This window comes from Methylobacterium sp. Leaf361 (genome assembly GCF_001424445.1).
Taxonomy (GTDB): domain Bacteria; phylum Pseudomonadota; class Alphaproteobacteria; order Rhizobiales; family Beijerinckiaceae; genus Methylobacterium.
Genome location: NZ_LMPY01000002.1, coordinates 60,631 through 87,189 on the forward strand (window position 1 = coordinate 60,631; position 26,559 = coordinate 87,189).

At 70.0% G+C, this 26,559-nt stretch carries 25 protein-coding genes, 1 tRNA gene and 1 riboswitch; of the genes, 14 read left to right on the top strand and 12 right to left on the bottom strand.

From position 1 onward, the window contains the following. A complete protein-coding gene (carB, locus tag ASG32_RS02915; protein WP_056522417.1) occupies nucleotides 1–3,474 on the bottom strand; it encodes a carbamoyl-phosphate synthase large subunit in 3,474 nt (1,157 codons plus the stop codon). Nucleotides 3,475–3,827: 353 nt separating this feature from the next. Here carB and ASG32_RS02920 point away from each other — a divergent pair, with 353 nt between their 5' ends. Next, the gene (locus ASG32_RS02920; RefSeq protein WP_107351913.1) at nucleotides 3,828–4,217 is read left to right on the top strand and encodes a pseudoazurin; all 390 of its coding nucleotides are present in this window, start codon (nucleotides 3,828–3,830) and stop codon (nucleotides 4,215–4,217) included. Nucleotides 4,218–4,250: 33 nt separating this feature from the next. Here ASG32_RS02920 and ASG32_RS02925 read toward each other — a convergent pair whose 3' ends face one another. Beyond that, nucleotides 4,251–4,628 (bottom strand): hypothetical protein, encoded by a 378-nt coding sequence (locus ASG32_RS02925; protein ID WP_020093535.1) that lies wholly within the window; start codon nucleotides 4,626–4,628, stop codon nucleotides 4,251–4,253. A gap of 187 nt (nucleotides 4,629–4,815) precedes the next feature. Continuing rightward, nucleotides 4,816–6,039 (bottom strand): glutamine-hydrolyzing carbamoyl-phosphate synthase small subunit, encoded by a 1,224-nt coding sequence (gene carA, locus ASG32_RS02930; protein ID WP_056522423.1) that lies wholly within the window; start codon nucleotides 6,037–6,039, stop codon nucleotides 4,816–4,818. A 192-nt stretch (nucleotides 6,040–6,231) separates the two neighbouring features. Between carA and ASG32_RS02935 the strand changes: the two genes are divergently transcribed. The 4 genes from ASG32_RS02935 to ASG32_RS02950 all read left to right on the top strand — a co-directional run bounded on the left by ASG32_RS02935 (nucleotide 6,232) and on the right by ASG32_RS02950 (nucleotide 12,200). Beyond that, nucleotides 6,232–6,693: a GatB/YqeY domain-containing protein gene (locus tag ASG32_RS02935; RefSeq protein ID WP_020093533.1), complete on the top strand. Its 462-nt coding sequence runs from the start codon at nucleotides 6,232–6,234 to the stop codon at nucleotides 6,691–6,693. A 100-nt stretch (nucleotides 6,694–6,793) separates the two neighbouring features. Continuing rightward, the gene (gene dnaG / locus ASG32_RS02940) at nucleotides 6,794–8,683 is read left to right on the top strand and encodes a DNA primase (protein ID WP_056522428.1); all 1,890 of its coding nucleotides are present in this window, start codon (nucleotides 6,794–6,796) and stop codon (nucleotides 8,681–8,683) included. Between the two features lie 198 nt (nucleotides 8,684–8,881). Further along, nucleotides 8,882–10,864: an RNA polymerase sigma factor RpoD gene (rpoD, locus tag ASG32_RS02945; protein ID WP_020093531.1), complete on the top strand. Its 1,983-nt coding sequence runs from the start codon at nucleotides 8,882–8,884 to the stop codon at nucleotides 10,862–10,864. 76 nt (nucleotides 10,865–10,940) lie between these two features. Then, a complete protein-coding gene (locus ASG32_RS02950) occupies nucleotides 10,941–12,200 on the top strand; it encodes an adenylate/guanylate cyclase domain-containing protein (RefSeq protein ID WP_020093530.1) in 1,260 nt (419 codons plus the stop codon). Between the two features lie 89 nt (nucleotides 12,201–12,289). On the opposite strand, the gene ASG32_RS02955 is transcribed toward ASG32_RS02950, so the two are convergent. Both ASG32_RS02955 and ASG32_RS02960 read right to left on the bottom strand, forming a co-directional pair. Next, entirely contained in the window at nucleotides 12,290–13,411 is a 1,122-nt protein-coding gene (locus ASG32_RS02955) for a glycosyltransferase (protein ID WP_244491782.1), read from the bottom strand. A gap of 398 nt (nucleotides 13,412–13,809) precedes the next feature. Next, nucleotides 13,810–14,316 (bottom strand): TIGR02281 family clan AA aspartic protease, encoded by a 507-nt coding sequence (locus tag ASG32_RS02960; RefSeq protein WP_244491783.1) that lies wholly within the window; start codon nucleotides 14,314–14,316, stop codon nucleotides 13,810–13,812. Between the two features lie 233 nt (nucleotides 14,317–14,549). Then, a riboswitch (TPP riboswitch) is annotated at nucleotides 14,550–14,678 on the top strand. 64 nt (nucleotides 14,679–14,742) lie between these two features. On the opposite strand from ASG32_RS02960, the gene thiO reads away from it, so the two are divergent. The 4 genes from thiO to ASG32_RS02980 are packed head-to-tail and all read left to right on the top strand — an operon-like array spanning nucleotide 14,743 to nucleotide 17,634. Then, a complete protein-coding gene (gene thiO / locus ASG32_RS02965) occupies nucleotides 14,743–15,966 on the top strand; it encodes a glycine oxidase ThiO (protein WP_056522436.1) in 1,224 nt (407 codons plus the stop codon). Next, the gene (thiS, locus tag ASG32_RS02970) at nucleotides 15,963–16,175 is read left to right on the top strand and encodes a sulfur carrier protein ThiS (protein ID WP_020093526.1); all 213 of its coding nucleotides are present in this window, start codon (nucleotides 15,963–15,965) and stop codon (nucleotides 16,173–16,175) included. Before thiO ends, thiS begins: the two co-directional genes overlap by 4 nt. Before the next feature lie 2 nt (nucleotides 16,176–16,177). Then, nucleotides 16,178–16,981 carry a thiazole synthase gene (locus ASG32_RS02975; RefSeq protein WP_056522440.1) on the top strand — a complete coding sequence of 268 codons (804 nt, stop codon included), beginning with the start codon at nucleotides 16,178–16,180 and terminating at the stop codon, nucleotides 16,979–16,981. Beyond that, nucleotides 16,978–17,634, top strand: a complete 657-nt coding sequence (locus tag ASG32_RS02980; RefSeq protein WP_056522442.1) for a thiamine phosphate synthase — start codon at nucleotides 16,978–16,980, stop codon at nucleotides 17,632–17,634. Before ASG32_RS02975 ends, ASG32_RS02980 begins: the two co-directional genes overlap by 4 nt. A gap of 58 nt (nucleotides 17,635–17,692) precedes the next feature. On the opposite strand, the gene ASG32_RS02985 is transcribed toward ASG32_RS02980, so the two are convergent. The 6 genes from ASG32_RS02985 to map form a co-directional block, all read right to left on the bottom strand. After that, the gene (locus ASG32_RS02985; RefSeq protein WP_020093523.1) at nucleotides 17,693–18,445 is read right to left on the bottom strand and encodes a peptidase; all 753 of its coding nucleotides are present in this window, start codon (nucleotides 18,443–18,445) and stop codon (nucleotides 17,693–17,695) included. 44 nt (nucleotides 18,446–18,489) lie between these two features. After that, a complete protein-coding gene (locus tag ASG32_RS02990; protein ID WP_020093522.1) occupies nucleotides 18,490–19,317 on the bottom strand; it encodes a transglutaminase family protein in 828 nt (275 codons plus the stop codon). A gap of 21 nt (nucleotides 19,318–19,338) precedes the next feature. Then, nucleotides 19,339–20,286 carry an alpha-E domain-containing protein gene (locus ASG32_RS02995; RefSeq protein WP_056522445.1) on the bottom strand — a complete coding sequence of 316 codons (948 nt, stop codon included), beginning with the start codon at nucleotides 20,284–20,286 and terminating at the stop codon, nucleotides 19,339–19,341. Nucleotides 20,287–20,351: 65 nt separating this feature from the next. Further along, on the bottom strand, nucleotides 20,352–21,785 hold the full coding sequence (locus ASG32_RS03000; RefSeq protein ID WP_020093520.1) for a circularly permuted type 2 ATP-grasp protein: 1,434 nt from the start codon (nucleotides 21,783–21,785) through the stop codon (nucleotides 20,352–20,354). 96 nt (nucleotides 21,786–21,881) lie between these two features. Beyond that, nucleotides 21,882–22,628: a DNA repair protein RadC gene (gene radC / locus ASG32_RS03005; RefSeq protein WP_020093519.1), complete on the bottom strand. Its 747-nt coding sequence runs from the start codon at nucleotides 22,626–22,628 to the stop codon at nucleotides 21,882–21,884. A gap of 6 nt (nucleotides 22,629–22,634) precedes the next feature. Beyond that, the gene (gene map / locus ASG32_RS03010; RefSeq protein WP_056522448.1) at nucleotides 22,635–23,462 is read right to left on the bottom strand and encodes a type I methionyl aminopeptidase; all 828 of its coding nucleotides are present in this window, start codon (nucleotides 23,460–23,462) and stop codon (nucleotides 22,635–22,637) included. A 200-nt stretch (nucleotides 23,463–23,662) separates the two neighbouring features. Between map and ASG32_RS03015 the strand changes: the two genes are divergently transcribed. The 5 genes from ASG32_RS03015 (at nucleotide 23,663) to ASG32_RS03035 (ending at nucleotide 25,805) form a co-directional block, all read left to right on the top strand. After that, complete coding sequence (locus ASG32_RS03015; protein WP_020093518.1) at nucleotides 23,663–23,920, top strand: zinc-finger domain-containing protein; 258 nt, start codon at nucleotides 23,663–23,665, stop codon at nucleotides 23,918–23,920. Nucleotides 23,921–23,932: 12 nt separating this feature from the next. Next, nucleotides 23,933–25,126, top strand: coding sequence for an FAD-dependent monooxygenase (locus ASG32_RS03020; RefSeq protein WP_056522450.1), 1,194 nt, complete (start codon nucleotides 23,933–23,935; stop codon nucleotides 25,124–25,126). A gap of 33 nt (nucleotides 25,127–25,159) precedes the next feature. Then, nucleotides 25,160–25,246, top strand: a tRNA-Leu gene (locus ASG32_RS03025). Nucleotides 25,247–25,271: 25 nt separating this feature from the next. Then, nucleotides 25,272–25,454 carry a hypothetical protein gene (locus ASG32_RS03030; protein ID WP_020093516.1) on the top strand — a complete coding sequence of 61 codons (183 nt, stop codon included), beginning with the start codon at nucleotides 25,272–25,274 and terminating at the stop codon, nucleotides 25,452–25,454. 102 nt (nucleotides 25,455–25,556) lie between these two features. After that, on the top strand, nucleotides 25,557–25,805 hold the full coding sequence (locus tag ASG32_RS03035; RefSeq protein WP_056522453.1) for a hypothetical protein: 249 nt from the start codon (nucleotides 25,557–25,559) through the stop codon (nucleotides 25,803–25,805). On the opposite strand, the gene ASG32_RS03040 is transcribed toward ASG32_RS03035, so the two are convergent. Then, a complete protein-coding gene (locus ASG32_RS03040) occupies nucleotides 25,795–26,493 on the bottom strand; it encodes a YoaK family protein (protein ID WP_056522456.1) in 699 nt (232 codons plus the stop codon). The genes ASG32_RS03035 and ASG32_RS03040 overlap by 11 nt on opposite strands. Nucleotides 26,494–26,559 lie beyond the last annotated feature (66 nt).

Genomic DNA, 26,559 nt, shown 5'->3' on the forward strand with positions numbered 1-26,559 from the left:
TCAGGCCGCGAAGTATTCCTGCAACGCGCGGACCTTGAGATCGCCTTCTAGATAGGCCTTGATCCCCTCGGCCGCGGCCATCGCGCCGGCTAGAGTGGTGTAATACGGCACCTTATGCAAGAGGGCCGCGCGCCGGAGCGAGCGCGAGTCCGACAGGGCGCCGGCCCCCTCGGTGGTGTTCAGGACGAGGTGGATCCCGCCGTTCTTGATCGCGTCGACCACGTGCGGCCGGCCCTCCAGAACCTTGTTGATCCGCTCTGCCGGAACGCCGTTCTCCGCGAGGTAGCGCTGCGTGCCGCCGGTCGCCAGGATGGTGAAGCCGAGATCGGACAGGAGCTTCATGGTCGGCAGGATGCGGGCCTTGTCGGCATCCCGCACCGAGACGAAGACGGCCCCCGCCTTCGGTACCTGGGTGCCCGAGCCGAGCTGGCTCTTGGCGAAGGCCACGCCGAAGCTGGCGTCGAGCCCGATCACCTCGCCGGTGGAGCGCATCTCCGGTCCGAGCAGCACGTCGACGCCGGGGAAGCGGGCGAAGGGGAAGACCGCTTCCTTCACGGCGATGTGCGGCAGGGTCTTGGGCTTCAGGCCGAAGGTCGCGAGCGGCTCGCCCGCCATGATCCGGGCCGCGATCTTGGCGATCGGCTCGCCGATGACCTTGGCGACGAACGGCACCGTGCGCGAGGCGCGGGGGTTCACCTCCAGCACGTAGATCGTGCCGTCCTTGATGGCGTACTGCACGTTCATCAGGCCGACGACGTTGAGCGCCAGCGCCATGGCCTTGGTCTGCCGCTCCAGCTCGTCCACGATCTCGGGCGAGAGCGAGCGCGGCGGCAGGGAGCAGGCCGAATCGCCGGAATGGATGCCGGCCTCCTCGATGTGCTCCATGATGCCGGCGATGAACACGTCCTTGCCGTCGCAGACCGCGTCGACATCGACCTCGACCGCGTCCGACAGGTAGCGGTCGAACAGGAGCGGGTTCTTGCCCAGCACCGTGTTGATCTGGCCGGTCTTGTCGTTCGGGTAGCGGGCCTTCACCTCGGAGGGGATCAGGCTCGGCAGCGTGTCGAGCAGGTAGTCGGCGAACTGCGTCTCGTCGCGGATGATCGCCATGGCGCGGCCGCCGAGCACGTAGCTCGGGCGGACCACGAAGGGCAGGCCGAGCGTCTCGGCCACCAGCCGGCTCTGCTCGACCGAGTAGGCGATGCCGTTCTTCGGCTGCTTCATCGCGAGCTTGTCGAGGAGCCGCTTGAACTGGTCCCGGTCCTCGGCGAGGTCGATCGCGTCGGGCGAGGTGCCGAGGATCGGCACGCCGGCGGCCTCGAGGGCGCGGGCGAGCTTCAGCGGGGTCTGGCCGCCGAACTGCACGATCACACCGTGCAGGGTGCCGGCCTGCCGCTCGGTCTCGATGATCTCCAGCACGTCCTCGGCGGTCAGCGGCTCGAAGTAGAGCCGGTCCGAGGTGTCGTAGTCGGTCGAGACCGTCTCCGGGTTGCAGTTGACCATGATGGTCTCGTAGCCGGCGTCCGACAGCGCGAAGCAGGCGTGGCAGCAGCAATAGTCGAACTCGATGCCCTGGCCGATCCGGTTCGGGCCGCCGCCGAGGATCACGACCTTCTTGCGATCCGAGGGCTCCGCCTCGTCCACGACCGCGCCCGCGAACGGCGCAACGTAGGTCGAGTACATGTAGGCGGTGGGCGACTTGAACTCGGCCGCGCAGGTGTCGATCCGCTTGTAGACCGGGCGCACCGCCAGGGCACGCCGGGCCGCGCTGACGGCGGCCTCGTCGGTTTTGGCCAGCACCGCGAGGCGGGCGTCCGAGAAACCGGCGGCCTTGAGCTGGCGGAAGGCGCCGGCCGTCTTCGGCAGGCCGTGGGCCTTCACGCGGTTCTCAAGGTCGATGATCGCCTGGAGCTGCTCGAGGAACCACGGGTCGATCTTGCAGGAGGCGTAGACCTGCTCGTGGCTCACGCCGAGCCGCAGGGCCTGCGCGACCTTGAGCAGCCGATCCGGGGTCGGGGTGCCGATCGCCGCCTTGATGGCGTTGTGGTCGTCGCCCTTGCCCAACCCCTCGATCTCGATGTCGTCGAGGCCGGTCAGGCCGGTCTCGAGCGAGCGGAGGGCCTTCTGGAGCGATTCGGCGAAGCAGCGGCCGATCGCCATGGCCTCGCCGACCGACTTCATCGCGGTGGTCAGCGTCGGCTCGGCGCCCGGGAATTTCTCGAAGGCGAAGCGGGGGATCTTGGTGACGACGTAGTCGATCGTCGGCTCGAACGAGGCCGGAGTCGCGCCGCCGGTGATGTCGTTGGCGATCTCGTCCAGCGTGTAGCCGACCGCCAGCTTGGCTGCGACCTTGGCGATTGGGAAGCCGGTGGCCTTGGAGGCGAGCGCCGAGGAGCGCGAGACGCGCGGGTTCATCTCGATCACGATCATGCGCCCGTTCTCGGGGTTGATCGCGAACTGCACGTTGGAGCCGCCGGTCTCGACGCCGATCTCGCGGAGCACCGCCAGGGACGCGTCGCGCATCACCTGGTATTCCTTGTCGGTGAGCGTCAGCGCCGGGGCGACGGTGATCGAATCGCCCGTGTGCACGCCCATCGGGTCGATGTTCTCGATCGAGCAGACGATGATGCAGTTGTCGTTCTTATCGCGAACGACCTCCATCTCGTACTCCTTCCACCCGAGCACGCTCTCCTCGATCAGCACCTCGTTGGTCGGCGACGCGTCGATGCCGCGCTCGACGATGTCGAGGAACTCCTCGCGGTTGTAGGCAATGCCGCCGCCGGTGCCGCCCATGGTGAAGGACGGGCGGATGATCGCCGGCAGGCCGACCTCGGCCAGCGCGATCAGCGCCTGACCGATGGCGTGCTCGCCGTAGCGCTTGCGCCGCTCGGTCTCGCCCGCGGCCCAGCTCTTCTCGTAGGCCGCCAGCGCGGTCTGGCGCGCCGCCGGATCGCTGTTCGCCGCCTCGATCCTGGCAATCTCGGCCAGGTAGGCCTGACGGTCCGCCTTCTTGGCGGCGGACGCGTTGGCGAGCGCCGATTTCGGGGTGTCGAGCCCGATCTTGGTCATGGCGTCGCGGAACAGGCTCCGGTCCTCGGCCTTGTCGATGGCCTCGGCGGTGGCGCCAATCATCTGCACGCCGTATTTCGCGAGCACGCCCATCTTCTGCAGCGACAGGGCGCAGTTAAGCGCCGTCTGGCCGCCCATCGTGGGCAGGATCGCGTCGGGGCGCTCCTTCTCGATGATCTTGGCGACGATCTCCGGGGTGATCGGCTCGACGTAGGTCGCGTCCGCCATGTCCGGGTCGGTCATGATGGTCGCGGGGTTCGAGTTCACCAGGACGATGCGGTAGCCCTCCTCGCGGAGCGCCTTGCAGGCCTGGGTGCCGGAATAATCGAACTCGCAGGCCTGTCCGATGATGATCGGACCCGCACCGATGATCAGGATCGAGGAGATGTCGGTGCGTTTGGGCATCGTGGGCCTTCTCAGGCCAAGCGCGCCCGATCGGGCACGGCTCGAGTGAGCCCTGCTCCCGGACGCGCGTGGCGGGAATGTCGTTGAGCCCCGCGTTTACACGGGCGACGGGCGCATTGGAAGGCCGGGACAACCGCGCAGTCTGGCCGCGCGCCCGGCGCATCGATGCGGCACCGATCCTTCGATTTGGAGGATTTACAAATTCTCACAAGACTTCATCGATTTCTTGCAGGAAATCGACGCCGGACCTTAAGCTCCGATGGGTCGGCCAGCGCGCCGATCGACATCATCATCGTTCGAGACCGAAAATGCCCAGGCCAGCGACACTCTTCGCGATACTTCTGATCGGCCCGATGACGGGCGCGAACGCTTCGGAGGTCGCCATCAAGACCTTGAACAGCGGTCCGGGCGGGATGATGGTCTTCGACCCGGCCTTCGTGAAAATCCAGCCCGGCGACACGGTGCGGTTCGTGCCGGCCGACAAGGGTCACAATGCCGAGCTGATCAAGGGGATGGCGCCCGAGGGCGCGGCGCCGTTCAAGACGGTGGTCGGCAAGGAGGAGGCCGTGACCTTCGACAAGCCCGGCCTCTACGGCATCAAGTGCTCGCCGCACTACATCATGGGGATGGTCGGCCTCGTCCAGGTCGGCGACAAGCCCGAGAACCTGGAGGCGGCCCGGGCGGTGCCGCAGAACAAGCTGGCCGCCAAGCGGTTCGAGCCGCTGTTCGAGAAAGTTCAGTAGGCGCCGGGGCGGCTCTGGCCGCCCCGATCCGTCTCAGAAGCCGGCGTGGAGCGCGGCGACCGCCCGGTCGATCGAGAGGTAGAAAACCCCGAAGGCCACCAATGCGGCGGCCGCGAACTCCACGGCGACGTTCGAAAGCGTCTGCGCGCGCCGCAGGGCCTCGCGGCCGAAATAGACCGAGACCCAGGCGAGGGCGAGGACCGCCGGCATGGCGAAGAGGTAGGACACCGTGCTCTCGACGCGGTCGAATCCGCCGGTCGGATCGATCAGCGCCCGGATGTTGCGCACCCAGGGGGCGTAGACGGCGGCGTAGAGGGCGGTCAGCCAGGACAGGCCCGCGGCGACGCCGAGATGGAAGGTGAAGCTGCGGTGCAGGCGGGAGAAATCGTCGCGCGCCTCGTCGATGGTCATCCGGCAATCCCCTGCGACGGGCCGCCGTCGCCGGGCGCGGATGCGCCGCCGTTCAGGGGCCGTCGTGGGCTCCCTTAAGCCGTCCGATCTGGCGGATTTTATGGCCCCGCCGCGGCCCGATTGGGGTCGGGACGCAGGACTGAAAGGCCGCGCGCCGCGGCTCCGCCGCGCTCGCGAAGACGACGCGTCAGGCGCGCTTGGGCTCACCCGAGCGCATCAGCGTCACGAAACGCTCGAAGAGGTAGTGGCTGTCGCGCGGGCCGGGGGAGGCCTCCGGGTGGTGCTGCACCGAGAAGGCCGGGCGGTCGGTGAGGGTCAGGCCGCAATTCGAGCCGTCGAACAGCGACACGTGGGTCTCCACGGCCGTCTCCGGCAGGCTGTCCGGGTCCACCGCGAAGCCGTGGTTCATCGACACGATCTCGACCTTTCCGGTGGTCTTGTCCTTCACCGGGTGGTTCGCGCCGTGGTGGCCCTGACTCATCTTCACGGTCCGGCCGCCGAGGGCGAGACCCATGAGCTGGTGGCCGAGGCAGATGCCGAAGGTCGGCACCTTCTGGTCCAAGAGCTTGCGAATCACCGGGACCGCGTAGGCGCCGGTGGCGGCCGGGTCGCCGGGGCCGTTCGACAGGAACACGCCGTCCGGCTTCAGCGCCAGGATCTCCTCGGCCGTCGTGGTGGCCGGCACGACGGTGACGTCGCAGCCGGCCTGGGCGAGGAGGCGCAGGATGTTGCGCTTCACGCCGTAATCGATGGCCACGACCCTGAGGCCCTCGCCGGGTGCGCGCGTGCCGTAGCCGTTACCGAGCGCCCAGACGGTCTCGGACCATTCCGACGGCGCGCGGCTCGTCACCGGCGGAACGAGGTCCAGCCCCTCCATCGGCGCGAGGGCCGCCGCGCGGGCCTTGAGGGCCTCGCGGTCGAAATTGCCCTGGGGATCGTTGGCGATCACGGCGTTGAGCATGCCCTGGTCGCGGATGCGGGCCGTGAGCGCCCGGGTGTCGACGCCCGTGATGCCGACGATGCCGCGCGCCCTGAGCCACCCGTCGAGGTGCGACGAGGACCGCCAGTTCGACGGATTCGTCACCGCCGAGGCGATGACGGTGCCGCGGACGCCCGAGGCCGGTGCCGCATCCAAGCTCTCCAGATCCTCGTCGTTGGTGCCGACATTGCCGATATGCGGGAAGGTGAAGGTGACGATCTGGCCGGCATAGGACGGGTCCGTCAGGATCTCCTGGTAACCGGTCATCGCGGTGTTGAAGCAGACCTCGCCGTCGGCCACGCCCGTCTGGCCGATGCCGAATCCCTCCAAGATGGTGCCGTCCGCCAGCACCAGCAGGGCCGTCGCGACGGGCTCGGCCCAGGGCTCGGGAGCCTGGGGCTCGGGGGCATGCGCGGCGGCGTCTTGCAGCATGGGCTGAGTCTCGCTTATGTCCGGCCGAAGGCGGGCGCCGGGTTGCGGCGCTCTCGGCTTGCGGCATGATCGTGTGCGGCGCTCTTAGCGAGCGGCCCGCGATGGGGTCAATGTGGCTCCGCTGCCGGCAGGGCTCAACACCCGCAAATCGCAGGCCAGCCCCCCGCTTCGACCGTTGGAAGGTTCATCGAGATGCTGCGCGCGCGCTTCACCACCGAGATGAAGGAGGCCATGAAGGCCGGCGACAAGGAGCGGCTGGCGACCGTCCGGATGATTCAGGCCGCCCTGAAAGACCGGGACATCGAGGCCCGCGGCAACGGCAAGGAGCCGATCTCCGATGAGGAGATCCTGTCGCTGCTCCAGAAGATGATCAAGCAGCGCACCGAATCGGCCGCGGTCTACGAGCAGGGCGGCCGGCCGGAACTCGCCGCCAACGAGCGCGCCGAGATCGCCATCGTCGAGACGTTCCTGCCGAAGCAGATGGACGAGACCGAGACGAAGGCCGCGGTCGAGGCGGCGATCCTCGAGACCGGCGCGGCCGGCCCGAAGGACATGGGCAAGGTGATCGCCGCCCTGAAGGGCACCTTTGCGGGCCGCATGGATTTCGGCAAGGCGAGCGGCCTGGTGAAGGCCGCGCTGGCGGCGAAGGGCTGAACCTCTCCCCGCAATCCTCCATCGGATTCCGGCCGTGTGAGGGACTCGGTCACGCCTCTCGCGCTATAGGAGCGGGTTCACGCAACCCGTCCCAGGCCCCGTGCGCTATCCGCCCCACATCCTGGAAGAGATCCGTTCCCGGCTGCCGGCCTCGTCGGTGGTCGGCCGCCGCGTGCAGTTGAAGAAAGCCGGACGCGAGTGGCGCGGCCTGTCGCCGTTCAACGCCGAGAAGACGCCGTCCTTCTACGTGAACGATCAGAAGCAGTTCTACCACTGCTTCTCGTCCTCCAAGCACGGGGACATCTTCACCTTCCTGATGGAGACGGAGGGCCTCAGCTTCCCCGAGGCGGTCGAGCGGCTGGCGGGCGAGGCCGGCGTCAGCCTGCCGGCGCCCACCGAGGACAACCGGGCCAGCGAGCAGAAGCGGGCCGGGGCGATCGAGGTCATGGAGATGGCCGCGCGCTGGTTCGAGGAGCGCCTGCGATCCGGCCAGGGCAGCGAGGCCCGCGCCTATCTCGAGCGGCGCGGGTTGCGGGACGAGACGCAGCGCGCCTTCCGCCTCGGCTACGCCCCGGGCGAGCGCTACGCCCTGCGCGACCACCTCGCCGGGCAGGGGGTCGAGAAGGCGCTGATGGTCGAACTCGGCCTGCTCGCGGCTGGGGAGGGGGTCTCCGTCCCCTACGACTATTTCCGCGACCGGGTGATGTTCCCGATCACCGACACCCGCGGCCGGGTCGTGGCCTTCGGCGGCCGGGCGCTCGCCAAAGAGGTGCGCGCCAAGTACCTCAACTCGCCGGAGACGCCGCTCTTCCACAAGGGCCGGACGCTCTACAACCTGCACGGCGCCCGCAAGGCCGCGCATGATCGCGGCTCGATCATCGCGGTGGAGGGCTACGTCGACGTCATCGCCATGATGCTCGCGGGCCATCCCGAGACGGTGGCGCCGCTGGGCACCGCTCTCACCGAGGACCAGCTCGGGCTGCTCTGGCGCCACGCCGACGAGCCGATCCTGTGCTTCGACGGTGACAAGGCCGGCCAGCGGGCGGCCTTCCGGGCCCTCGACATCGCGCTGCCGATCCTCGAGCCCGGCCGCTCGCTGCGGATCGCGCTGCTGCCGGGCGGCCAGGATCCGGACGACCTGCTGCGCTCGGGCGGCCCGACGGCCATCGACCAGGTGCTCGCGGCCGCGCTTCCCCTCTCGGAGCTGCTGTGGCGGCGCGCCCTCGAGGCGGGACCGGTCGACACGCCGGAGCGCCGCGCCGGCCTGACCCAGACCCTGCGCACCACCGTCGCGACGATTCGCGACGAGACCGTGCGGCGCTACTATCGCGACGATGTCGAGGAGCGCCTGCGCGGCCTGTCGCCCCGCGCCAACCGCGCCGCCGGCGCGGCCCCGCGCGGGCGCCAGCGCTTCGCCCGGCCCGGCGAGCCCGTCTCGCCGCGCATCACCGGGAGCCCGAGTCCCTCGGTGACGGCCTCGGCGGGCTTCACGGGCGCCGCCCCGGTGCGCGAGGCGGTGATCGTCGGCACCCTGCTGGCCCATCCCGAGATGATGGCGGAGTTCGGCGAGGAGGCGGCCGAGCTCGACTTCGCCGATCCCGACGCCCGGGCGCTGCTGTCGGTCCTGCTGGCCTGCGCGGCCGAGGACGAGGACACGGCGCCCGAGGTGTTGCAGAACCGCATCAATCGCGCCGGACTCACAGGGGCGGCCGATCGAATCCTCGCCCTGGCCCGCTCGCGGGACCGCACGACCCTGGCCCCGCACGCCGATCCTGCCCACCGCGCAGACGCGCTCCGACAGGCGATGATCTTGCACCGGCAGGCAGGAGCGCTACATAGCGAACTTCGCGAAGCACGGCAGGCGTTTGAGGACGATCCGACCGATGCCGGGTGGGCATGGCTCTGCGAAGTGAAGGCGAGGCTGGAAACCGTCATCGCCGCCGAGGCGGAGGCCGATGCACCGGTGTCGAGCGACTCGACGGCCGTGTGATGCCTGTGTCATGGCGGTGGCGGGGTGACGTGTCCCGCCATAGTTAACAATCGGTCAAGCCTCGAGCTTGCATACGGAAACCGACGACTCACGGCGACCGGAGCGATCTGGCGCCGATCTCATACAGCGGCGCCGACGGCGTGGACCGGCCTCATCGGGGCCTCCGCTACGCGCCGCGTGCGAAACAATAGGCTGATCATGGCGACGAAGGCAACGGAACGGGACGAGACGGACGCTGCCCCCGAGCAGCAGACCGACGGGCCGCTCCTCGACCTGACGGATGCTTCGGTCAAGCGGATGGTCAAGCTCGCCAAGAAGCGCGGCTACGTGACCTACGAAGAGGTCAACGAGGTCCTGCCCGAGGGGCAGTCCGATCCGGACCAGCTCGAGGACGTGCTCTCGCAGCTCTCCGAGATGGGCATCAACGTCGTCGAGGCCGAGGAGACCGACGAGGCCGCGGGCGAGAAGGCCGCGGACGGCGAGGAGGAGGAGGCCGAAGGCGGCGAGGTCGCCGAGGTCGCGCCGGCGCGCGCCGTCGCGGTCGCCACGACCACCAAGGAGCCGACCGACCGCACCGACGATCCGGTGCGCATGTACCTGCGCGAGATGGGCTCGGTGGAGCTCCTGTCCCGCGAGGGCGAGATCGCCATCGCCAAGCGCATCGAGGCCGGCCGCGAGGCGATGATCGCGGGCCTCTGCGAGAGCCCGCTGACCTTCCAGGCGATCATCATCTGGCGGGACGAGCTCGTGGAGGGCAAGGTCCTCCTGCGCGACATCATCGACCTCGAGGCGACCTACGCGGGCCCGGACGGCAAGAACGCGCCGCAGATCGCCGAGGGCGAGGATGGCGGGGACGATGCGGAGCCGCCCGCGCCGCCGGAGGGTGGCGACGACGAGGACGACCTCGAGAACAACGTCTCGCTCGCCGCCATGGAGGCGGAGATCAAGCCGCGGGTCCTCGAGACCTTCGACGCGATCGCCGCGAACTACCGCAAGCTGCGCAAGTTCCAGATCGAGGGCACCGAGCGCAAGGCCGCCGGCGAGCAGAACACCCCGGCCCAGAATCAGAAGCAGATCGAGCTGAAGGACATCGTCGTCGCCGACGTGAAGTCCCTGTCTCTGAACAACAACCGCATCGAGGCGCTGGTCGGCCAGCTCTACTCGATCAACAAGCAGCTGATCGGCCACGAGGGCCGGCTGATGCGCTTCGCCGAGAGCCACGGCGTGGCCCGCGACGAGTTTCTGCGCCACTACCAGGGCTACGAGCTCGATCCGAACTGGATGGAGCGCGTCGGTACGCTCGGCGGCAAGGGCTGGAAGAACCTGGTCGAGCGCGGCTCGAGGCAGGTGGCGGAGCTGCGCGCGCAGATCCTCGACCTCGCCTCGGAGACGGGCCTGGAGATCGGCGAGTACCGCCGCATCGTCAACATGGTCCAGAAGGGCGAGCGCGAGGCCCGGCAGGCCAAGAAGGAGATGATCGAGGCGAACCTGCGCCTCGTGATCTCGATCGCCAAGAAGTACACGAACCGCGGCCTGCAATTCCTGGATCTGATCCAGGAGGGCAACATCGGCCTGATGAAGGCGGTCGACAAGTTCGAGTACCGCCGCGGCTACAAGTTCTCGACCTACGCCACGTGGTGGATCCGGCAGGCGATCACCCGTTCGATCGCCGACCAGGCCCGGACCATCCGCATCCCGGTGCACATGATCGAGACGATCAACAAGATCGTCCGCACGTCGCGTCAGATGCTGCACGAGATCGGCCGCGAGCCGACCCCGGAGGAGCTGGCCGAGAAGCTGGCCATGCCGCTGGAGAAGGTCCGCAAGGTCCTGAAGATCGCCAAGGAGCCGATCTCCCTCGAGACGCCTATCGGCGACGAGGAGGACAGCCACCTCGGCGACTTCATCGAGGACAAGAACGTCGTCCTGCCGATCGACGCGGCGATCCAGTCGAACCTGCGCGAGACCACGACGCGGGTCCTCGCCTCGCTCACGCCCCGCGAGGAGCGCGTGCTGCGCATGCGCTTCGGCATCGGCATGAACACCGACCACACCCTGGAGGAAGTCGGCCAGCAGTTCTCGGTGACCCGCGAGCGCATCCGCCAGATCGAGGCGAAGGCGCTGCGTAAGCTCAAGCATCCCTCGCGCAGCCGGAAGCTCAGGAGCTTCCTGGACAACTGAGCCCGCGCCGCGGACCGCGCGGCGCTTCCCCGTCGCCCGCGTTGCCTCGGTGCCGCGCGGCATCCAGTCTGGCGCCATGCTCGAACGCCGCCCGCCAACGCCCGGATCCCCGACGGCCTTCGCGGACGGCTCGGAGGCCGACGACGTGCCCTTCGGCGCGCTCCAGCCCTCCGTGGGCATCCGCGACTGGCTTCTCGGCGAGGGCGCGCGGATGCCCAACGCCGAGGAGATGCTGGCCGGGCTCGCCGAGCGCCTGATCGCGATCGGCGTGCCGGTGGACCGGGCCTCCACGGCGATCGACACCCTGCACTCGGAATATGCCGGCGTCGGCCGCATCTGGACGCGGGACGGCGGCACCACCGTGCGGCTGTTCCCCCACGGGGCCCGCTCGACGGACGCGTACCTCAACAGCCCGTTCCACACGGTCCACGAGACCGGCGAGTGGCTGATCCTCGACCTGTCGAAGACTCCGGACGACGCCTACGCGATCGTTCCCGACCTGAAGGCCGGCGGCTACACCCACTACGTCGTGGCGCCCCTGTTCTTCACGAACGGCACGCAGAACGGCATCACCTTCGCCACGCGGGCCCCCGAGGGGTTCCGGGACGACGACATCGCGATCCTCCGCTTCGTCATGCCGGCGCTGGCGGCCGTGATGGAGATGCGCGTCCTCAACAAGCAGCTCGACCACGTGCTCCGGCTCTATGTCGGCGACGAGCCGCACCGGGCGATCCTGGCCGGCGACATCCGCCGCGGGCAGGTGACCCGGATCCGCTCGGCGATCCTGTTCGCCGACATGCGCGACTACACCCGCACCACCGCCGACATGACGCCGGAGGAGGCGGTGGGCCTGCTCAACGTGTTCTTCGACTGCCTCGTGCCGCCGATCGAGCGTGAGGGCGGCGAGGTCCTCAAGTATCTCGGCGACGGCCTGCTGGCGATCTTCCGGGAAACCGGCGACGATCTGGGCGGCGCGGCCAAGGGCGCGCTCACGGCGGCCCAGCACGCCCTGGCGGCCCTCGACGAGGCGAACGCCCTGCACCAGTTCCCTGTGCCGGTGGCCGCCGGCATCGCGCTCCACCACGGCGAGGCCGCCTACGGCAATGTCGGGTCCGGCTCACGCCTCGACTTCACGGTGATCGGCCGCGACGTGAACCTCGCGAGCCGCATCGCGCAGCTGAACCGCGCCCTCGGCGAGCCGCTGCTGATGTCGAAGCCCTTCGTGGACTTCCTCTGGGGAGACCCGATCCCAATGGGAGAGCACCGGCTCAACGGCTTCGACGAGCCCATGGCGGTGTTCCGGCCGAAATTCCTGCGGCCGCGCAAGTCCAGCTGAGCGGCCCTCCGATCGGACCCGACGTCACGCGGCGCTCGCGGAGATCCGCCGCGATCTGAGGCTCGCGGGCGATCCGCGCGCGGTGCGTGTCACCACGTCGGCACGAACGGCAGAGCGTAGGGTGTGTGCCGGCAACCCCAGACCGGATCGATCATCTGCGCCATCACGTCCCGGGCCAGGGCGCCGGCGCGTATGGCGACCTCCCGCGGGACATGCGCTCGCTCGAGGATCTTCAGGCAGGCATGTCCGCAGGCGCTGAACTGGCCGCTGTGGTACGCGTTGAGGGCGAACTCGTCGAGCAAACCGTACTCGTAGACCCACGGGTTCAGGGAGATGCCCTCGCTCGGAAGCTCGAGAGCCAAGCCCGCCTCGGCGTAACGATAGCCTTCCGCGAACCGCTTCCTCAGCCTGCAGAATCGGCTGGCCCCGTGGCGCGCCTCCGCCCGTCCCGGACGGATTGCGGTGGCGCGCTCGTAGAGCTGCAGCACCCTGTCCTCCGGCTCGTCGAGGCGCTCCGCGTTCACCGCGGCCATCAGCAGGTTGAAATAGACCTCCTCGTCCCATCCGCCGAGATCGGCCCGCTTCAGGAAGCAGGCGAGCGCTTTCCGGTACTCGCCGGCGGCGTCGTAGGTGGTGCCGAGGTACATCGTGTACCGGGCGATCATGAAGGGGTCCGTCTCGACCGCCAGCGCCTTCTCGAGGACGGCGATATCCCGCGCGTCCGCCGTCGCGTCGCGGTGGCGGGCACCGTCGTCGCCCCGACGCATCGCGAGGGGGAGGATCGGTGTCTCTGTCACGCCGGGGCAGCTGAGGAATTCGTGCAGGACGCCCCGGTAACGCCAGTTCTCCCGGGTGCTGACCAGCTGGTTGCGCCAGTACCGCGTGTGCGCGTCGATGATCTCGAACCGATAGCCGGGCGCACGCAGCGTCGGCATCGTGAAGTCCGCCGGGATGATCAGCTCATCGTCGGCGTCGATGATCAATGCGTACTGCGCGTGACGCCGCGCGAGTTTCAAGGCCTCGTTCCGGTTGAAGGCGAAATCAACCCAGGGGCGCTCGACCAGGGCACCCGGTATGTCCGCGAGCGCGGCACGGACGACATCCTGGGTTCCATCCGTCGAGCCGGTATCGACGACGATCCAATGATCGATGATCGGACGAACAGAATCGAGGCAACGCCGGATAACGTGGGCCTCGTCCTTCACGATCATGGACAAACAGATCTTCGATCCGCGATTCTTCATACCGAAGCCGTCCCATCGTGCGCTCACGTGTCGGATGCGCAGTCATGAACGCTCCTAGCATTGCCGGAATGCGCTGACAAAACAAACATATCTTCCGGCAAAATTTGGATTAAATATCTGAAACTACATATAATCGGCCAGTTATATATAAATACTCCGGCTCACGGTCTTATGACTGCAAATACCCGCGACCGACAGACTGATCGAGCGGATCAGGAGACACCCGCCATCGGGCTGGCACGAGGCCCGAACGCCGTAGGTCATCGGCGCGGGCGTTGGGCCCGCAGCCGATCCCCTGGTGCAGGCCCGGGGGATCCCCACAGGCGCGCCTCGGCCAGACAGATCAGCGTCGATCTCCGGCCGCTTCAGCCCCTGAGCGTCATCGTGCTGCCAGAGATGCCGAAATCGCGCAGACGCCTGAGGAACGACATGCCCAGCAGGCTCGTCGACAGGAGCCCGCGCGGGATCACGACCGCATCGACGTCCCGCACCGTGATCGATCCGATCTGCACGATGGCGATCCGGATCGGCGCCACGCGGACTGTGCCGTTCGCGGTGTTCCAGACGCGGGTGAAATCGGTCGGAGTGACCCGGATCCCGATCCGCGCGGCATCCTCCTCGGAGAACGCGCAGGCGCTCGCTCCCGTATCGACCATCATCGGCAGCGAGCGGCCGTCCAGCAGCGCGTTGACGAAGAAGTGGCCGTTGCGCCCGGCCTGGAGAGCCACGCCGGCGGCGTCGACTGCGGGAACGGGCTCCGGCGGCGGCGTGACGGCGAGGGCCACCGGCGCCGGCCTCATGCCGTCGCGCAGCTTCAAGGCGGCCGTGACACCGAGGAAGCCGAGCAGGCAGATCAATAGGATTGCGCGCACGCGAGTCCGCCCGTGACGTGGAGTGCCGGCGACCGGAGACGTTCCGGAATCCCGGTGATGAGATGCCAGACCGGTGAAGGGATGGTGCGCGATCGCGGTCGCCGCCGCGGCGCGCGCGCCGATTCCGCTCCGCTTGGTGTCCAGATCGTCACCGGGATCCGCGGATTGTCGCGGGAACGACTGGATGCTCGCGGCGCGGGGTTGACCGGCAGCGGCCGGGGAGCCACATCTGCGTCTGTTCCAGGGAGATCCCCGGCAAGGGGCTGAGAAACCGCTGGCACGTCCGTCAGGACCTGCGGCGCGGAAATCCTTCGAACCTGATCCGGCTCATACCGGCGTAGGGATTGGACCGCGGCCGCCTGAAAGGCAGGCCACAGCTTCTCACCGAAGCGCACGGCCCGATCTCCGCGACGGCAATCCGCGGAGATGATTGTGCCCCTCGACCGACCCGCCTCACCGATCGGCCGCCGCCGCAACCCGGACGGCAGCGTCGCGCCGGCGACCCTTCCGGCGCGAACGGACGTCGCCGTGGTCGGCGGCGGGCTGATCGGGCTGTCGATCGCGTGGCGCCTCGCCCGGGCCGGCCGCGCCGTGACGGTGCTGGAGCGGGACACGATCGGGGCGGGCGCGAGCCTCGCGGCCACCGGCATGCTGGCCCCCGCCGCCGAGCACGAGCCGGGCTCCGATCCGCTGCTGCCGCTCGCCCTGGACTCGCTGCGGCTCTGGCCCGCGTTCCGCGACGCCCTGGAGGCCGCGTCCGGCCGGGCGATCGACTACCGCGCCGACGGCACCCTGGTGCTGGCGGTCGGCCGCGACGAGGTCGAGCGCCTGCGCTTCCGCTTCGACCTTCAGCGCCGCTCGGGGCTCGAGGCCACGTGGCTGCCGGGCAGCGAGGTCCGGCGCCTGGAGCCGGGCCTGCGCCCCTCCGTCACCGCCGGGATCCACTGCCCGCTCGACCATCAGGTCGATCCCCGTCTGGTCATGGACGCCCTTACCGAGGCCTGCCGCCGCGCCGGCGCGATCCTGGTTGAGCGGACCCCCGTCACCGCCCTGGACTGGTCGGGCGGCCGCGTGACCGGGATCCGCGCCGGCGACCGCGTCGTCGCGGCCGAGACCGTCGTCCTCGCCTCCGGCGCCTGGAGCGGGGAGGGCGGCCTGCTGCCCGACGCGCTCGCCCTTCCGGTCCGCCCGCTGAAGGGCCAGTCCCTGGCCCTGCGCACCACCGCCCGGACCGGTACCCTGGCGTGGATGGTCTGGACCGAGCAGGTCCACATGGCCCCGAAGAGCGACGGCCAGCTCGTCGTGGGCGCGACCGTGGAGGATTGCGGCTTCCGTCCCGGCGTCACCGCGGGCGGGCTCTACGCCCTGCTGGAGGGCGCCCGCCGGGTGCTGCCCGGCATCGAGGAGATGGAGGTGGAGGCTGTGTGGAGCGGCTACCGACCGACCTCGGACGACGACGCACCGATCCTCGACGCGATCGCCCCTGGCCTCGTCGCCGCCACCGGGCATCACCGCAACGGCTACCTGCTCGCCCCGGTCACCGCCGACGCGATCGCCGCGCTGGTGCTGCGCGGCGCGCTGCCGGAGGTGGCGCGTCCCTTCACCCGCGCGCGCTTCGGCCAGCCGGAAGCGCTGAGGGCCTCGGCATGAAACTCCTCGTCAACGGTGAGCCGCGCGAGTGCGCGGTCGAGACGGTGGACGCCCTGTTCCGCCTGGAGGCGGAGGAGAGCGGCATCGAGAGCCCGCAGGGCGTCGCCATCGCGCTGAACGGCCGCGTTCTGCGCCGCCGGGACTGGGGCGAGACACCGGTCGCGGAGGGCGACCGGGTCGAGATCGTCCGCGCCATGCAGGGAGGTTGAGCATGGACCAGAGTCACTTGCCGCCGCGCCCCGAGGGCGGGGATGACAGCCTGACCATCGCCGGGGTGAGGCTGTCGTCCCGGCTGTTCATCGGCACCGCCGGCTACCCGACGCAGGCGATCATGCGCGACGCCGTCGCGGCGAGCGGCGCCGACGTGGTCACCGCCTCGATCCGCCGGGTCTCGCTCCAGGGCCACGGCTCGGACACGGTCAAGATCCTGAAGGGCAAGCGCTTCCTGCCGAATACCGCCGGCTGCGAGACGGCCCGGGACGCGATCATGACCGCCGAGCTCGCCCGCGAGGCGCTCGACACCAACTGGATCAAGGTCGAGGTGATCGGCGACCGGGAGACGCTCTACCCGGACGTGATGGAGCTGATCGAGGCCTGCCGCCATCTCGTGGATGACGGCTTCGTCGTGCTGCCCTACTGCAACGACGACCCGATCGTGTGCCAGCGCCTGGAGGATCTCGGCTGCGCCGCCGTGATGCCCATGGGCTCGCTGATCGGCTCCGGCATGGGGGTGGCCAACCCGGCCAACCTGGAGCTGATCTGCCGCCGGGCGACAGTGCCGGTGGTGGTCGATGCCGGGATCGGCACCGCCTCGGACGCGGTAATCGCCATGGAACTCGGCGCCTCCGCCTGCCTGATCAACACCGCGATCGCCAAGGCCGACGATCCGGTGCGGATGGCCCGCGCCATGGGCCGGGCCGTGGAGGCCGGGCGCGACGCGCACCGCGCCGGGCGAATCCCCCGCCGCGGCCGGGCCGAGCCGTCGAGCCCGCAGCTCGGCCTCGTCGGCTCGTGAGGGCGCTGCCGTCGCCGCTGCTCGCGGTGACGGACCGGCACGGGCATCCGCGGCCCCTCGTCGAGACCGTCCAGGCGGTCCTCGACGGCGGCGGGCGCTGGATCTGGTTCCGCGACCGGGACCTGGAGGCGGATGCCCGCCTGCGCCTCGGCGCGCGCGTGGCCGAGCGCGTGCGGGCCGCGAACGGCGTCCTGACGATCGGAGGCGATGTCGCGCTCGCGCGCGCCCTCGGTGCCGACGGCGTGCATCTCGGCGGCGGCTCGGGACCGGAGGCGATCGCGGCGGCGCGGGCCACCCTGGGCGCGGCTGCGCTCATCGGCGTTTCCGCGCACGCGCCGCGTGAGGCCGCGGCCGCCGCGCGGGCCGGCGCCGACTACGTGACCCTCAGCCCCATCTTCACGACCACGAGCAAGCCCGGTTACGGACCGGCTCTCGGACCGGAGGGCCTCGCCGCCGCACGCGCGGTGGGCCTGCCGATCGTGGCCCTGGGCGGTGTCGGTCCGGAGGTGATCGGGGCCTGTCGCGCGGCGGGGGCTGCGGGCTTCGCCGTCATGGGTGGCCCGATGCGCGCCCTGGATCCGGCCGACGCGACCCGGGCACTCCTCGAGGCCTGGGGCGCAGCGGAGTCTTCAGCAGCTCGGACAGCCACGTAGAAATCTGCCCCCGTCCCGGCGAGCGCAGCGGAGCAAGACGGCCGATGCTGTGGTTGCCCTAGGCGTTGGACGGTCCGTAGGGCGGGCGCGGGATCGCCCGGTGCGCCGCGCGCAGCGCCGCCGACCAGCGCTCGCGCAGATCGTGGAAGTAGCCCTCGCCGGCCTCGATCCGGTGGTTCACCTCGAGCGTCAGCGCGTTCCGGCGGGCGACCGCGATGTCGATCGGCAGGCCGACGCCCAGATTCGACCGCATGGTCGAATCCATCGAGACCAGGCTCACCTTGAGGGCGTCGTAGAGGTCGGTCGTGTACTTCACGGCGCGGTCGAGGATTGGCTTGCCGTACTTGTGCTCACCGATCTGGAGGAACGGCGCGTCGGTGCTGCACTCGATGAAATTGCCGGCGGAGTAGATCAGGTACAGCCGCATCTCGCCGGTGCCGATCTGGCCGCCGAACAGCAGCGAGATCGAGAACCGGATATTGGCCGCCTCGAACCCGTCCTTCTCGATGGCGCGCACCCGCCGGATGGCCCGGCCGATCAGCTGCGCCGCCTGGAACATCGTCGGCGCCTCGACGAGCTTCTGCGGCGGCTCACCCTCCTCCTCGCCGGGCACGCCCTCCTGGAGCAGGCTGAGCACCGACTGGGTGATCGAGAGGTTGCCCGCGGAGGCGAGCATCATCACCCGCTCGCCCGGCACGTTGAAATGGTGGAGCTTGCGGTAGGTCGAGATGTCGTCGAGCCCCGCATTGGTGCGGGTATCGGCGACCATGACCAGCCCTTCCTCCACCAGGACACCGACGCAGTAGGTCATCGTTTTCGGGCTCTCGTGCGGTCGGCGGACCGGGGTCGGGACGGTCAGGATTGAGCGGCGGCCCTGCCTTGCTCGACCCGGAGCTTCACGTCCAGTGTCTCGGTGCCACCGCCGGTCCGGCTGCCGCGGATCGGCGCCGCCCCGAGATAGTCCAGGCCGGTGGCGACGCGGATGTAGTTGTCCGTCGGGCTGACATCGTAGCACGGGTCGAACGCCACCCAGCCGAGATCCGGCACCAGGGCCTCGACCCAGCCGTGGGGCGCCTCGACATCCGCCTGCCCGTCCTCCCGGGCCCGGTAGCCGGCGACGTAGCGCGCCGGGATGCCGATGTGGCGGGCGGCGGCGATGAGCACGTGGGCGAGATCCTGGCAGATCCCGCGGCCCGCCGCGAACGCCTTGCCGGCCGGCACCGCGCCGCTCGCGGGACCGGGCTCGTGGGCCACAGCACCGTGGACAGCCCCCATCAGCCGGTGGAGTCGGGCCAAGGTCGCACCGTCGTCCTCGGCGGCGACGCGCTCCGCGAAGGCGTGCAACTCCGGGCTCGCGGCGCACAGGTCCGTGTCGCGCAGGTAGAACTCGTCCGGCAGGCGCTCCACCGTGCCGCGCACGACGCCGTGCGTGTCGTCGGTGTCGACCTCGCCGGTGACCCGGATGGTCAGGGCGTCGGCCGGCTCGTCCGGGGTGAACCAGTGGACGACGTTGCCGAACCCGTCCTCGCGGGCGGTCAGCCGCCCGTCGACGGTGGTGTCGATCCGCCACCCGCGGACGTACTGCCCATCATGGTCGCGCGGCGTCAGCCGCAGGACCTGCACGAGCCCGCGGGCGGGCTGCTCGTACGTGTAGATGGTCTCGTGAACCACGCGGATGCGCATGCGCCGTCCTGTCCGTCCTGTTCAGCCGACCAGATACTGCTTCGCGATCGCCTCGCCCACCTTGTTGTTCTCGGCGATGAACGCCTCGACGAACTCGTGCAGCCCGGTGGCGAAGACCCGGTCGATATCCTCGCCCTCCAGCTTCGCCAACATGTTTCCGGCGAGGCGCTGGCTCGGGCCCCGGCGGCCGTAGGCGTCGGCGATCAGGTCGAGATACTCGACGATCACGCCGTAGCAGTTCGCGAAGGAGCGCGGCATCTGCTTGTTGAGCATCAGGAGGTCGGCCACCAGCAGCGGCTTGATGCTCTCCCGGTAGACCCAGTGGTAGGCGTTGAACGCCGACACTTCGCGCAGGATCGTGGTCCACTGGAAGTAGTCGAGGCTGCCGCCCACCGTCTCGTCGTGCGGCAGCAGGATCTGGTACTTCACGTCGAGGATGCGGGCGGTGTTGTCCGCCCGCTCGATCGCCGTGCCGAGCCGGGTGAACCAGAAGGCGTCGTTGCGCAGCATCGTCCGGAACGCCGAGCCGTCGAAGGTCAGCGAGACGGTCTTCACCCAGTCGAGGAAGCGGCCGAACTCGTCGCGGTTGAGGTCCTTGCCGGCGTAGTTGCGCAGTTCCAGCCACGCGCCGTTGATCGCGTCCCACATCTCGGTGGTGAGCGCCGTGCGGACCGAGCGGGCATTCTCGCGGGCCGCCTCGATGCAGGAGCGGATCGAGGACGGGTTGTGCGGGCTGAAGGCCAGGAAGTCGCAGACCGTGTCGGCGTTGACGGCGCTGTAATGGGTCTTGAACGCGTCGGGGTCACCGGCCGAGGCGAGGGCCGATTCCCACTCGTTGCTCCCGCCGCCGCCGTAGCTCGTCGGCAGAGACGCGAATCGGTGCGCCGCGTCGAGGATGCGGGCGACGAAGTCGGCGCGCTCGACGTAGCGGGAGAGCCAGAAGAGGTTGTCGGCAGTCCTGGAGAGCATCGGTCTTCAGCCAAGTCGTGCGGACCACGGTGTCCGCGCCTCGGAACGTCCGGATATCGCGGAGCTCAGGCGTCGAGCACCCAGGTATCCTTGGTGCCACCGCCCTGGCTGGAATTGACCACCAGGGAGCCTTCCTTCAGCGCCACCCGGGTCAGGCCGCCCGGAACGATGCGGATCTTGTCGGCCCCGCACAGCACGAAGGGCCGCAGGTCGACGTGGCGGGGCGCGACGCCCGAGGCCACGAAGGTCGGGCAGGTGGAGAGCGACAGGGTCGGCTGGGCGATGAACCCGTCCGGGGCGTGCTTGAGCTTCTTGGCGAAGTCGTCGAGCTCGCGCTTGCTGGCATGCGGCCCGACCAGCATCCCGTAGCCGCCCGAGCCGTTGACCTCCTTCACCACCAGGTCGGACAGGTTGTCCATCACGTACGCGAACGCGTCCTTCTCGCGGCACCGATAGGTCGGCACGTTGTGCAGGATCGGCTCCTCGCCGGTGAAGAACTTCACGATCTCCGGCATGTAGCTGTAAACCGCCTTGTCGTCCGAGATGCCGGTCCCAACCGCGTTGGCGAGGGTGACCGAACCGCGCTCGTAGGCGTTCATCAGGCCGGGCACGCCGAGCACCGAGTCCGGGCGGAAGACCAGCGGGTCGAGGAAGTCGTCGTCGAGGCGGCGGTAGATGACGTCGACCTTCCGCGGCCCCTCGGTGGTGCGCATGTAGACGACGTCGTCCTTGGTGAAGAGGTCGGACGCCTCCACCAGCTCGACGCCGAGCTTGTCGGCCAGGAACGAGTGCTCGTAGAACGCGGAATTGTAGCGTCCGGGGGTCAGCAGTACGACGGTCGGGTCCCGGGTCGCCGAGCCCGGCGCGAGGCTGCGCAGGGTGGCGAGCAGGGCGTCCGGGTAGTTCTCCACCGGCGCGACCCGGTGCTTCGAGAACAGGTCCGGGAACAGGCGCAGCATCACCTCCCGGTTCTCCAGCATGTAGGAGACGCCCGACGGGATGCGGGCGTTGTCCTCCAGGACGAAGAAATCGTTCTCGCCGGTCCGGACGATGTCGATGCCGGCGATGTGCACGTAGAGGTCGTGCGGCACGCGGAAGGACCGCATCTCCATGCGGTAATGGGCGTTGCGGTAGACGAGGTCGGCCGGGATGATGCCGGCCTTGATGCATTCCTGGGCGCCGTAGATGTCCTTCAGGAACAGGTTGATGGCGGTGACCCGCTGCGTCAGCCCGCGCTCCAGGAAGGCCCATTCCGGCTTGGTGATCACCCGGGGGATGATGTCGAACGGGATCAGCCGCTCGGTCGACTCGTTGTCGCCGTAGACCGCGAAGGTGATGCCGATCCGGCGGAACAGCAGCTCGGCCTGGCTGCGGCGGGTGTTGAAATGCTCGGGCGGCGTGGAGTCGAGCCAGGCCTTGAGCTGGCCGTAGGCGTCGCGGACGGCCGCCGGATCGGCCGCGCCGATCCCGTTCATCTCGTCGAAGGCCGTCACCGCCATCTCGCTCCTCCCGTACGCTCCCGCTCTTGAGGCAAGAGGCGCGCCACCCGATCATGGCTATATCCGCGGGCGATAACGCTCAAGGCGGCCGGAGGATCAGATCAACTTCAGGCCTTTCAGGCTGGCGTGACCGTTTCGGCCGAGGATCACGTGGTCGTGGACCACGATCTTGAGCGGCGCCAGGACGGCCACGATCTCGCGGGTCATCGCCACGTCGGCCGCCGACGGGGCCGGGTCGCCGGACGGGTGGTTGTGGGCCAGGATGATGGCCGTCGCCGACAGTTCGAGCGCCCGGCGGGCGACCTCGCGCGGGTAGACCGGCGTGTGGTCGACGGTGCCGCGTCCCTGCACCTCGTCGGCGATGAGGTGGTTGCGCTTGTCGAGGAACAGGACGCGGAACTCCTCGCGCGGGGCGAACGCCATGGTGGCGCGCAGATACTCGTGCAGCGCGCTCCACGAGCCCAGGAGCGCGCGCTCGCGGATCGCGCCCCGGGCGAGCCGCCGCGCCGCGGCCTCGATCACCTTGAGGTCGGACGCAACCCCGGCGCTCACGCCCTCCACTTCCATGAGCCGCGCCGGCTCGGCGCTGACCACCTCGGCGAAGCTGCCGAACCGGGCGACCAGCGCCTTGGCGAGGGGCTTCACGTCGCGCCGGGGAATCGCCCGGAACAGGACGAGCTCCAGCAGCTCGTAATCGGGCAGCGCGTCGGGCCCCGCGGCGGAGAACTTCTCCCGCAGGCGGTCGCGATGGCCGTGGTAGTGCGGCGTCTCCTTCTCGACCGGCGACGGGGCGGCGCTGTCGGCGAACAGCCCCGCCTCACCGTCGTCCTGCCGCTCGGGCACGGTCGGTCAGGCGGCCGGGTTGACGGGCTGGTGCAGCCCCTTCGGCGAGATCGTGAAGATCTCGACGCCGGTCTCGGTGACACCGACCGTGTGCTCGAACTGGGCGGAGAGCGAGCGGTCGCGGGTCACGGCGGTCCAGCCGTCGCCCAGGACCTTCACGGCGGGCCGGCCCAGATTGATCATCGGCTCGATCGTGAAGAACTGGCCGGGTTTGAACGGCACGTCGTAGCTGGCCTCGACGTAGTGCAGGATCGTGGGCGCGTCGTGGTAGGTGCGCCCGAGGCCGTGGCCGCAGAAATCGCGCACCACCGAGCAACGCTCGCCCTCGGCGTAGGACTGGATCGCCCGGCCGATGTCGTTGGTCGATCCGCCGGGCTTCACAGCGGCGACGCCCCGCATCAGCGCCTCGTAGGTGATCTCGCACAGGCGCTGGGCCTTGCGCGGCACCTCGCCGACATAGGCCATCCGGCTCGAATCACCGTGCCAGCCGTCGAGGATCAGGCAGATGTCGAGGTTGACGATGTCGCCCTCGCGCAGCGGCTTGTCGTTGGGGATGCCGTGGCAGACCACGTGGTTGATCGAGGTGCAGATCGACTTCGGGTAGCCGCGATAGAGCAGCGACGCCGGATAGGCGCCGTGGTCCATGGCGAAGGTGTAGGCGAGCCTGTCGAGCTCCTCGGTGGTGACACCGGGCTGCGTCGCCTCCATCAGCAGGTCGAGGGCCTCGGCGGTGAGCCGCCCCGCCCGGCGCATGCCCTCGAAGCCCTCGGGACCGTGGATCGGCGGTTCCGGGGCGCGGCGCGCACCCTGCGCACTGGCCTGTTCCTGCTGCATGGTCGGGACTTTTTTCGCGGCGGCGTCAATCGGGCTTTGCCCTATGTACGGCGCGGGGCCCGCGAGTCCAAGCCGCATCGGTCGTAGGTCGGGCGAGGCTTGCGCCGGTCGCGGGGCTGGCGGCATAAGCGGCCGCGAGACGCCCGGGAGCGCGCTGGCAGATTCGCCGCGCGGTCAGTCGCGGGGCAGGCGAGGGCCGGATGGCAGGCAAGGCGGTACCGCACTTCCACAACGAGCCGGGCGTGCCGGTTATCACCGTGGGCGTGAAGGAGTTCATGTGCATCGGCGCGCTGCCGCCGTTCGACCACCCGCACGTGTTCCTCGACATGGGCGCCGACAGCGAGATCATCTGCCAGTACTGCTCGACGCTCTACCGCTACCGGGCCGGCCTGAAGGCCGACGAGGCGGAGCCGCAGGCCTGCGTGTGGCGGGACGACGCCAAGGTCGCGGCGGAGTAGGCGCCGCCCACCGTGCCTTCTGGCAGTCCATCACTGCGGATCGGGATCGTCGGGGCCGGGATCGGCGGCCTGACGGCGGCGCTGGCGCTGTCGGATGCCGGCCACGCCGTCACGGTGATCGAGCGCCGGACCGGCTTCAGCGAAGTCGGGGCCGGGATCCAGATCTCGCCCAACGCGAGCCGGGCTCTGGCGGGCCTCGGGCTCTCCGCGGCGCTGCGCCGGGCGGCGAGCGAGCCGCCCGCCGTCGAGGTGCGGGCCCTGGACAGCGGCCGCCGCATCGGCGGCGTGGCGCTCGGCGCGCAGGCGCAGAGCCGCTTCGGCGCGCCCTACTACGTGATCCACCGCGCCGACCTGCAGACGCTGCTGCTCGACGCGCTCCGGAGCCGCTCGACGATCCGCCTGCTGATGGGGCGCACCGTCACCGCCGTGTCCCAGACCGCGTCCGAGGCCGTCCTCACCGTCGAGGGCGCGAGCGGGGCCCAGCCGGTCGCCTTCGACCTCGCGATCGGCGCGGACGGGCTGAGGTCCCGGCTGCGCGCGCATCTCGATTCGGCGCCGCTCCGCCCGGGTCAGGCCGCGGCGTGGCGCGCGCTCATCCCGATGGAGGCGGTCCCGCAGGACCTGCGCGGCGGCGCCACCGGCCTGTGGCTCGGCCGCGGCCGGCACGTGGTGCATTACCCGGTGCGGGACGGCCAGTTCCTGAACGTGGTGGCGGTGGTGCCCGAGGCGGTGGGCGACGAGGGCTGGGGCCGGCTCGGGGAGCCGGCCGTGCTGCGCGGGCATCTGCGCGGCAGCGCCGCGCCGCTGCGCGACCTCCTGAGCCTGCCGGATTCCTGGCTGGTCTGGTCGCTCGCCGACCGGGCCGTGGCGCGCCCGCTCGCCCGCGACCGGCTCGCGCTGATCGGCGATGCCGGCCACCCGGTGCTGCCCTATCTCGCGCAGGGGGCCGCCCTGGCGATCGAGGACGCCGCAGTCCTCACGCGCGCCCTCGCGGACAACGCCGACGTTCCGGCCGCGCTCGCGGCGTATTCGGGCGCGCGGACCGCACGGGTGCGACGGGTTCAGAAAGCGGCGCGGAGCAACGGCCGAACCTACCACGCTGGCGGCGTGGTGGCGTTCCTGCGCAACGCCGTGATGGCCCGTCTCGGCCCAGACGGCATGCGCGACCGCTACGCCTGGCTGTATGGCTGGACGCCCCCCGCTTGATCGGACCCGCCGCCCCCGCTACCGAGGGTGCATGCGGACGTGGCGGAACCGGTAGACGCACGAGACTTAAAATCTTGCGGCCGCGAGGCCGTGCGGGTTCGAGTCCCGCCGTCCGCACCAGCACGCAGCGCGACGCCGGACCGGGATGCCGGAGGGGAATGGCGTGGTCTACGTGCTCATCATCATGCTCGCCGGCTCGGGCTCCGCGATCGGATCCGTCGAGTTCAACACGAAGCAGGCCTGCGAGGCGGCCGCGAAGCAGATCGCCGAGGCGGAACGGCCCTACGGCGGCGCCTCTCCGGTGACCGTGTGCGCGCCGAAGGGGTGAGGCGGACGCGGCGGCCGTCGCGCCGGATGGATCGCATTTGAGCGATCGCCGAAACCGGCCCTTGTCGTGTCCCTGCCAGAGTGGCGGCGGGGAGATTCCGGCATGATCGACGCCCTTCAGACCGCCGCGACCGGCATGACCCGGGCCACCAATCGGCTCGGGAAAGCGGCCGAGACCATCGCGGCGAGCGGCGCGCCCACCGGCGACACGGCCCTGCCGCCGGCCGCGCAGCTGGACCTGTCGGGCGCCGCGCTGGACCTGATCGGGTCGCGGTCGGCCTTCGCGCTAAACGCCGCGGTGGCGCGCTCCGCCGACCGCATGATGGGTCAGCTCCTCGACGTCACCGCCTGAGCGCCGGGAGGGCGAGGCCGGCCAGGATCGCGGCCGCCGCGAAGAGCAGGGCCACGCCGACGAGGCGGTAGGCCACGACCCCCACCACACCGCCCGCCAGGAAGGCGCCGACGGTCAGCAGGTACAGCCGCAGCCGCTCCGGATCGTGGGGCTTGAGTGGATCCGCGCCGGATGGGCCGCGGTCCAGCCAGCGCGCGAGCTCGATGCCGATGTCTGTGATCATGCCGGTCACGTGCGTGGTCCGCACCCGCGCCTCGGAGATCTTGGTCACGGCCGCGTTCTGAAGGCCCAGGACGAAGCTCAAGCCGAGCACCAGGGCGTGGCTCCGCGCCGGCTCCTCGAGCGGCAGCACGACCAAGCCGACGGCGACGAGGAGGATCGCCTCCGCGCAGACCCCGTAGGCGTAGGCGCCCGGTCGGTGCCCGCGGCGGCGGCGGCGGATCAGCAGCGTCGCGGTGGCGGCGCCGAGCACGAACAGGACGACGAGCAGCCCAGCCTGCGCGGCGAGGAGCAGGTCGCCCGTGCCGGTCCGGTCCGAGATGGCCGAGACGTTCCCGGTCATGTTCGAGGCGTAGAGGCCCACCGCGTAGAAGCCGGCGGTGTTCAGCGCGCCGGCCACCCCGGCGAGGGAGAGGGCGAGCGCCCTGTCGGCCTCCGGGGTGCGCGTCTCGCCTTCGTGGACCAGCATGGACCCGTCGATGACCCGTCGGTGGGGTGCCGGAAACCCGATTCGGTCGGCGCCGCCACCGTCTTA

Coding starts and splice junctions, on each gene's coding strand:
- ASG32_RS03035 (WP_056522453.1), top strand. CDS start 25,557: ATGATCGACGCCCTTCAGACCGCCGCGACCGGCATGACCCGGGCCACC.
- ASG32_RS02955 (WP_244491782.1), bottom strand. CDS start 13,411: ATGATCGTGAAGGACGAGGCCCACGTTATCCGGCGTTGCCTCGATTCT.
- ASG32_RS03040 (WP_056522456.1), bottom strand. CDS start 26,493: ATGCTGGTCCACGAAGGCGAGACGCGCACCCCGGAGGCCGACAGGGCG.
- ASG32_RS03000 (WP_020093520.1), bottom strand. CDS start 21,785: ATGGCGGTGACGGCCTTCGACGAGATGAACGGGATCGGCGCGGCCGAT.
- carB (WP_056522417.1), bottom strand. CDS start 3,474: ATGCCCAAACGCACCGACATCTCCTCGATCCTGATCATCGGTGCGGGT.
- ASG32_RS03030 (WP_020093516.1), top strand. CDS start 25,272: ATGCCGGAGGGGAATGGCGTGGTCTACGTGCTCATCATCATGCTCGCC.
- ASG32_RS02920 (WP_107351913.1), top strand. CDS start 3,828: ATGACGGGCGCGAACGCTTCGGAGGTCGCCATCAAGACCTTGAACAGC.
- ASG32_RS03015 (WP_020093518.1), top strand. CDS start 23,663: ATGGCAGGCAAGGCGGTACCGCACTTCCACAACGAGCCGGGCGTGCCG.
- thiS (WP_020093526.1), top strand. CDS start 15,963: ATGAAACTCCTCGTCAACGGTGAGCCGCGCGAGTGCGCGGTCGAGACG.
- ASG32_RS02975 (WP_056522440.1), top strand. CDS start 16,178: ATGGACCAGAGTCACTTGCCGCCGCGCCCCGAGGGCGGGGATGACAGC.
- map (WP_056522448.1), bottom strand. CDS start 23,462: ATGCAGCAGGAACAGGCCAGTGCGCAGGGTGCGCGCCGCGCCCCGGAA.
- carA (WP_056522423.1), bottom strand. CDS start 6,039: ATGCTGCAAGACGCCGCCGCGCATGCCCCCGAGCCCCAGGCTCCCGAG.
- ASG32_RS02935 (WP_020093533.1), top strand. CDS start 6,232: ATGCTGCGCGCGCGCTTCACCACCGAGATGAAGGAGGCCATGAAGGCC.
- ASG32_RS02990 (WP_020093522.1), bottom strand. CDS start 19,317: ATGCGCATCCGCGTGGTTCACGAGACCATCTACACGTACGAGCAGCCC.
- ASG32_RS02925 (WP_020093535.1), bottom strand. CDS start 4,628: ATGACCATCGACGAGGCGCGCGACGATTTCTCCCGCCTGCACCGCAGC.
- ASG32_RS02995 (WP_056522445.1), bottom strand. CDS start 20,286: ATGCTCTCCAGGACTGCCGACAACCTCTTCTGGCTCTCCCGCTACGTC.
- ASG32_RS02985 (WP_020093523.1), bottom strand. CDS start 18,445: ATGACCTACTGCGTCGGTGTCCTGGTGGAGGAAGGGCTGGTCATGGTC.
- thiO (WP_056522436.1), top strand. CDS start 14,743: ATGATTGTGCCCCTCGACCGACCCGCCTCACCGATCGGCCGCCGCCGC.
- ASG32_RS02950 (WP_020093530.1), top strand. CDS start 10,941: ATGCTCGAACGCCGCCCGCCAACGCCCGGATCCCCGACGGCCTTCGCG.
- rpoD (WP_020093531.1), top strand. CDS start 8,882: ATGGCGACGAAGGCAACGGAACGGGACGAGACGGACGCTGCCCCCGAG.